At 71.2% G+C, this 5,925-nt stretch carries 6 protein-coding genes; 5 read left to right on the top strand and 1 reads right to left on the bottom strand.

Annotated features, from left to right (window positions below):
- Positions 1-293 (top strand): hypothetical protein (locus D7W81_RS43145; RefSeq protein WP_208721663.1); only part of this gene is annotated, 293 nt, incomplete at its 5' end.
- A gap of 185 nt (positions 294-478) precedes the next feature.
- Positions 479-2,566 carry a peptidylprolyl isomerase gene (locus tag D7W81_RS39320; protein ID WP_120560461.1) on the top strand — a complete coding sequence of 696 codons (2,088 nt, stop codon included), beginning with the start codon at positions 479-481 and terminating at the stop codon, positions 2,564-2,566.
- A 19-nt stretch (positions 2,567-2,585) separates the two neighbouring features.
- Here D7W81_RS39320 and D7W81_RS39315 read toward each other — a convergent pair whose 3' ends face one another.
- Positions 2,586-3,707, bottom strand: coding sequence for an HD domain-containing phosphohydrolase (locus D7W81_RS39315; RefSeq protein WP_120560462.1), 1,122 nt, complete (start codon positions 3,705-3,707; stop codon positions 2,586-2,588).
- Positions 3,708-3,953: 246 nt separating this feature from the next.
- Here D7W81_RS39315 and D7W81_RS39310 point away from each other — a divergent pair, with 246 nt between their 5' ends.
- From D7W81_RS39310 to D7W81_RS39300, 3 genes are all read left to right on the top strand, one after another.
- Entirely contained in the window at positions 3,954-4,955 is a 1,002-nt protein-coding gene (locus D7W81_RS39310; protein WP_120560460.1) for an NAD(P)H-dependent amine dehydrogenase family protein, read from the top strand.
- Positions 4,956-4,975: 20 nt separating this feature from the next.
- Positions 4,976-5,425: a MaoC family dehydratase N-terminal domain-containing protein gene (locus D7W81_RS39305; protein WP_014397671.1), complete on the top strand. Its 450-nt coding sequence runs from the start codon at positions 4,976-4,978 to the stop codon at positions 5,423-5,425.
- The coding region (locus tag D7W81_RS39300) for a MaoC family dehydratase (protein WP_120560459.1) at positions 5,425-5,925 on the top strand (501 nt) is incomplete at its 3' end. The genes D7W81_RS39305 and D7W81_RS39300, both read left to right, overlap by 1 nt.

Raw genomic sequence — 5,925 nt, 5'->3', positions numbered from 1 at the left:
GGGCGGGAGCGGCCTTGGCGGCGCCACTGCCCGCGCGAGAGGGCGCACGCTGGGCCTTCTCCCGGGCGATGTCCTCCATGCTGCGCACGTTGGTGGCGTCGTCGCCCGGCGGCGGCGCGGCGGGGCGGGCGCCCGTCCTGGCGCGGGCCGGGGCAGGGCGCGCACGGGGCTCCGGTGCGGCGCGGGCCGCGGGCGGACGCGAGCGCGGCGGAGGGCCAACCCCGGTGCTCTCGTCATCGCCGGAGTCTCCCTCGTCCCCGGCTCCCCCAAGGAAGGACTGGTCGATGATGTAGTCGCAGTTGGGGCAGATGGCGGTGTCGTCCGCGACCTTGCGATTGCAGCCTGGGCAGTTCAGGGCCGGTGCTCCGGGAGGGGGGAAACGGCCCGATATCTTCCCGGCCCCGGCGCGCGGCTGTCAAACCTGTTCAGCGGCATAACCCCTGGATTTTCGCGGGGAATTGACCTAGCCCGTTCGAGCATGGCTCGCCTGCCCGCCGCCGTGTCCGCCGGATTCCTCCTCGTGAGCGCCTGTGCGCGAACGGTGCCGCAGCCTCCTCCCGCGCAGCCGCCCGTCGACGTGAAGCAGCGCATCCAGGACTGGGAGGACCGCCGCTCACTGGGGGGCGGGGAGCTCGTGCGGCTCGCGACGTCCGCGCCGGATGCCGCCGTCCGAGTGCGCGCCCTGCGGGCCCTGGCGCGCATCCAGGACGTGGCGACATTGGACGCCGTCGTCGCGGGGCTGACGGCGCAGGACAAGGCCGTGCGCGACGAAGCCGCCTTCGCCGCGGGCGAACTGGCGCTGTCCTGGGAGCCGCTGCCGGAGGACGCACGGACCGCGCTGACCGGAGCGCTGGTGCGCGCCGAGGCCACGGAAGCCGATGGATGGGTGCGCATCACGATGCTGGAGGCCCTGGGCAAGCTGGCCACGCCCGGCGCGGTGGAGGTGCTGACCGCCCGTCTGTCTCCGGCCAATGGACCCTGGTCCGAGGCCGCGGCGACGGCCCTGGGCGTGGCGGCGCGCAAGGCGGGCGCGGCGGCGGTGGCGGACGTTCCGCTGGAAGCCATCCGCGCGCTGTTGAAGCCCCGCGAGCGGATCGAGGTGAACCTCGCCGGAGCTTACCTCCTGGCGACGGCGAAGCGGCCGGACTCCGTGGAGACGCTCGTCTCCTGTCTGGCCAACCCGCATCCGGACGTGGTGGCCCTCTGCGTGAAGGGCCTGGGCGACGTGGGCAGCCCCAGGGACACGTTGGCGCTGCGCATGTCGCTGGGGAACGCCGCGCCCCGTGTGGTGGCGGAGGCGGCGAGGGCGCTGGCGAAGCTCGCGGCGAAGTGCGAGGCCCACTCGCCTTGTGCTCCGCTCATGACCCTGGAGGACACGGGGCACTGGGCGAAGCAGGTGGCGGAAGGGAAGGCCGCGCAGGGACATGCGCTGCTCGCGGTGGCGCAGCAGGGGCTTCCGCTCCGGGGCCGTCCGGTGTTGTCGCGCCTGAGGAGCGCCCTCGCGGAGGCCGACCGCGCCGCCGTATCCGACGAAGCCCACGCGGACCTCGCCTGGCTGGACTGCCGGTTCGCGGCGGCGATGGACCGGCAGCAGGGCGCGTTGGAGCAGGTGCTCCAGTGCGGATACGGCCGCGTGCCCGAAGCCCGGTGGCTTGCCCTGGGGCTGCATGAGGTGGCCCAGTTCAAGGGGACGTCCACCGGCGCGGCGTTCGCGGTGCCCTACCTGAACCACGCCAGCCCCATCGTGCGCGGCGCCGCGTTGGACGCCCTCTCCGAGCGCCCCGTGCCCGAAGCGATGGCCCCCGTGCGAGCGCTCATCGGCGGAGGGGACGCGGTGGTGGCGGGGCTCGCCGCGGCCACCGCCGGCAAGCTGAAGGACGCCGGAGCGCTGCCCGCCGTGGAGGCCCTGGCCGCGCGCGTCCCCACGGAGCCGGACCTGGCAGAGGCGGTGGCCGGCGCGCTCGTCGCGTTGCAGGGCCGTGCGGCGGAGGCCCGCCTGCGCGAGTGGCTGATGCATCCCCACGCCAACGTGCGCCGGGTCGCGGCCGAGTCCCTCACGTCGCTCACGGGTGCCCCCGTCCGCTCCAATCGCGTGGAGCTGCCCGCGGACACGTACCGTCCGGCGGCCGCGGCCCCCGGGACGACGCTCACGTTGCGCACGCGCAAGGGCGGCATCACCGTCCTGTTGGATCCGGACGCGCCGCTCACGGGCGGCAACCTGGTGGCGCTCGCGAAGCAGGGCTACTTCCGGGGCATCACCTTCCACCGCGTGGTGCCGGACTTCGTCGCGCAGGGTGGAGATCCGCGCGGAGACGGGGAGGGCGGCCCCGGGCACTCCATCCGCTGCGAGATGACGCGCCGGCGGTACGAACGGGGCACCGTGGGGATGGCGCTGTCGGGCAAGGACACCGGCGGCAGCCAGTTCTTCTTCACCCACTCACCGCAGCCGCACCTGGACGGCCGCTACACGGCCTTCGGTGAAGTCGTCAGCGGCATGGACGTCGTGGACGCGCTCCTGGAGGGCACGGTCATCGACGACGTCCTCGTCGGCATCCGAGCCCCCTGAAAAGCGGGCGGCTCGCGCGTCAGGCCCCGGCGGCGCGCGCGGGCACCGGCTCGCCGTGGGCGTTCAAGTTCCCACCCGTCCACCGGTGGCTCTCCGCCTCTTCCATCTGCTCCACCTCGCGGCGGATGCGGGCCCACTCCGTCTCCGGCAGACCGAGGAACGCCTCCGCCAGCGCCGGGTCGAACTGCGTGCCCGCGCAGCGGCGGACCTCGTCGCGCGCCACGCTCATGGGACGCCCCTTGCGATAGGGCCGGTCGGACGTGATGGCGTCCAGCGTGTCCACGAGGCAGAAGATGCGCGCGCCGACGACGATCTCCTCGCCCTTGAGCCCTATCGGGTAGCCCTTGCCGTCCCAGCGCTCCTGGTGCTGCAGGACGATGAGCGCCGCCTCGTGCAGGTACGGCATCTTCGCCAGCATCCGGTAGCCGAACTCCGGGTGCAGCTTCATCTCCACCCACTCGTCCGGCGTGAGCGGACCGGGCTTGAGCAGGATGGAGTCCCGCACGCCAATCTTCCCGATGTCGTGCAGTAGCGCGCCCTGTTCCACCACGTCCAGCGCGGGCCCCGTGAGGCCGATCTCCTGCGCCAGCCGCCGCGCGTACAAGGACACGCGCCGCGAGTGCCACTGCGTCTCCGTGTCCCGGTAGTCCAGCGCGCTGATCAACCCATCCAGCAGCCCCGTGGTGCGCTCGATGACCCGGCGCTCCAGGCCCTCGTTGACGGCCAGCAGCTCCGCGTTCTTGTCCGCGACCTCGCGGGTCAGCCGCTCGTTGGCCGCCACCAGCCGGTGGTGCTCGAACGCCTGCCGGATGCTGCTCGTCAGGTCGCTCAGGGCCCACGGCTTGCCCAGCAGCCGGAAGACCTCGCCCCGGTTCACCGCCTCCGACGCCGTCTTGAAGTCCGCCGCCGCCGTCAGCATCAACCGCACCGCGCGCGGGTTCTTCTCCCGGAGCGCCGAGAGCAGCTCGATGCCGTTGAGGTACGGCATCATGAAGTCCGTCAGCACGACGTCGAAGCCCTGCTCCCGCGACGCCGCCACCGGGTCGCTGTACGTGACGACCTCGTAACCCTCCGCCTGGAGGATCCGGGACAGCGCCGCGAGGATGAGCACGTCGTCGTCCACAACGAGGATTCGGGGCATGAGCAGGTACACTCCGAGCGATTAGCCGCGGGTTTTCTCAGAGTCTTATAGCGGGTCCAGGGGCGGGCAAACAGGCCCCCCTAAGCTTTCCAGTACCGCTAAACTACCGGAATTCTTGAAGTTTCACCCAAACCGGAGGACGCGGGACTCCACGTCCTGCTTGCCTGCCCGTCGAGCCGTGTTCTATGGTGGCCATCTACCCAACGTAAATGGCTGTAACCCCTTGGAATTCGGGAGCAATCTCCGATGGCTAGAGCCCCTGATGGGCCGGTGCCGGTGGTGGTGATGGGGCTGGGGTTCATCGGGCAGGAGATTGCCAGGGCAGCCCTGTCGTCCCCCGAAGTGGAATTGATGGGCGCGGTGGACCCGCAGCCCTCCCTGGTGGGACGTCCCCTGGGGGACGTGCTGGGACTGGCCGGGCCGCGCTTCAAGGTGGCGGACTCGCTGGAGCGCGCCGTGGGGCGCCGCAAGGGCGTGGTGGTGCTGCACGCCACCAGCTCGCGGCTGTCCCAGGTGATGGATCAGCTGCTGGACGCGCTGAAGCTCGGCCTGCCCGTCGCCAGCACCTGCGAGGAGCTGGCGTTCCCGCACCTCAAGTACCCGGAGCTGGCGGAGAAGCTGGAGCGCGCCGCGCAGAAGGCGGGCGTCGCCATCGTGGGCACCGGCGTGAACCCGGGCTTCGTCCTGGACCGGCTGGTGGCCGCCGCGGGGCAGGTGTGCGGCCCCGTGCGCAAGGTGCTGGCCAGCCGGGTGGTGGACGCCCGCACGCGCCGTGAAGCCCTGCAGCGCAAGGTGGGCGCGGGCCTGACGGAGGAGGAGTTCTTCGACCTGGTGGACCGCGAGGAGCTGGGCCACGTGGGGCTGGTGGAGTCCGCGGCGCTGGCGGCACTGGGGCTGGGGCTGGACTGCGACGACTTCGAGGAGGAGGTCGCGCCCGTCTTCGCCGAGGAGGAGATCACCGGCGGCGCATTTGTCGTGAAGAAAGGCCGCGTCGCGGGCATGTTCCAGTCCGTGGTGGGTTTGGAGGAGGGGCAGGAGCGGGTCCGCCTGGAGCTGACCATCGCGGTAGGGGCGGACAACCCACGGGATCGCATCGAAATCGACGCGGATCCCAGGCTGGTGCTGGAAATACCGGGGGGAGTGGCGGGTGACCGGGCCACCGCGAACGCGCTGGTGAATGCCGCGCCACGTTTGACGGCCGCGGAGGCCGGGCTCATGACGGTGCTCGAGCTTCCGTCAGGACGCTGAAGATCCATCAGGAGAGGGAAATGCTGGACAAGAACGCGATTGGCCGCGCCTCGCCGCCGACGCTCAACGAGGTGGAGAAGGGCGCCATCCGGCGCTTCGCCGAGGCGATTGGCGACTACAATCCCATCTACTACGACGAGGAGTACGCCCGAGCGTCGGGCTACCCCACTATCGTCGCGCCGCCCACGTTTCCCGCGTCGTTCCATTCCGCCGCGGACCTCCGGGAGCTGTTGGGGGTGGGCATCAAGAGCCTGCTGCACGCCGAACAGGGCTTTGACTACGAGCGGCCCATCTTCGCGGGGGACCGCATCTACGTGTCCACCCGCGTGTCGGACGTCTTCGAGCGGCCGGGCATGTCCGGCAAGATGGACATCGCGGTCATCGAGGACGAAGGCCGGGACGAAGAGGGCAACCTCGTCTTCCGCGCCCGCCGGACCCTCGTGGTGCGTGCCGCCAAGGAGAACGCCTGATGCCCGCGCGCAAGCTCTACTTCGAATCCATCCGCGTCGGTGACGAGCTGCCGGCGCTGGCCAAGGCCCCGGTGGACCGCGTCCAGCTGTCGCGCTACGCGGGCGCCTCCGGCGACTACAACCCCGTGCACGTGGACGAGCTCTACGCCAAGAGCGTGGGCATGCCGTCCGTCTACGCCCCCGGCATGCTCGTCATGGGCATGCTCGGCCAGCTCATCAGCGACTGGGCGCGGGGCGGGCAGCTGCGCCGCTACAACGTCCGCTTCATCAAGATGGTGTGGCCGGGCGACACCGTGGTCTGCAAGGGCCGCGTGAGCGACCGGCACGGCTCCGGCGGCCGGTACTTCGTCGAAATCGACCTCTGGGCGGAGAACCAGAAGGGCGAGCTCGTCATGAAGGGCGGCTCGCAGATCCAGCTCTTCTACTCGCTGGAGGACGAGAACCGGCAGCGCTCCGGCCAGTCCCCCATCGTGGTGGAGGTGCCCCGCGAGAGCCTGGTC

This window comes from Corallococcus aberystwythensis (assembly GCF_003612165.1).
Lineage (GTDB): Bacteria > Myxococcota > Myxococcia > Myxococcales > Myxococcaceae > Corallococcus > Corallococcus aberystwythensis.
Note: the sequence above shows the minus strand (reverse complement) of the source record. Positions and strands in the feature narration are given on the sequence as shown.

Excerpts from the sequence above, each read along its gene's own strand:
- D7W81_RS39320 (WP_120560461.1), top strand. The coding sequence starts at position 479 with ATGGCTCGCCTGCCCGCCGCCGTGTCCGCCGGATTCCTCCTCGTGAGC.
- D7W81_RS39315 (WP_120560462.1), bottom strand. The coding sequence starts at position 3,707 with ATGCCCCGAATCCTCGTTGTGGACGACGACGTGCTCATCCTCGCGGCG.
- D7W81_RS39310 (WP_120560460.1), top strand. The coding sequence starts at position 3,954 with ATGGCTAGAGCCCCTGATGGGCCGGTGCCGGTGGTGGTGATGGGGCTG.
- D7W81_RS39305 (WP_014397671.1), top strand. The coding sequence starts at position 4,976 with ATGCTGGACAAGAACGCGATTGGCCGCGCCTCGCCGCCGACGCTCAAC.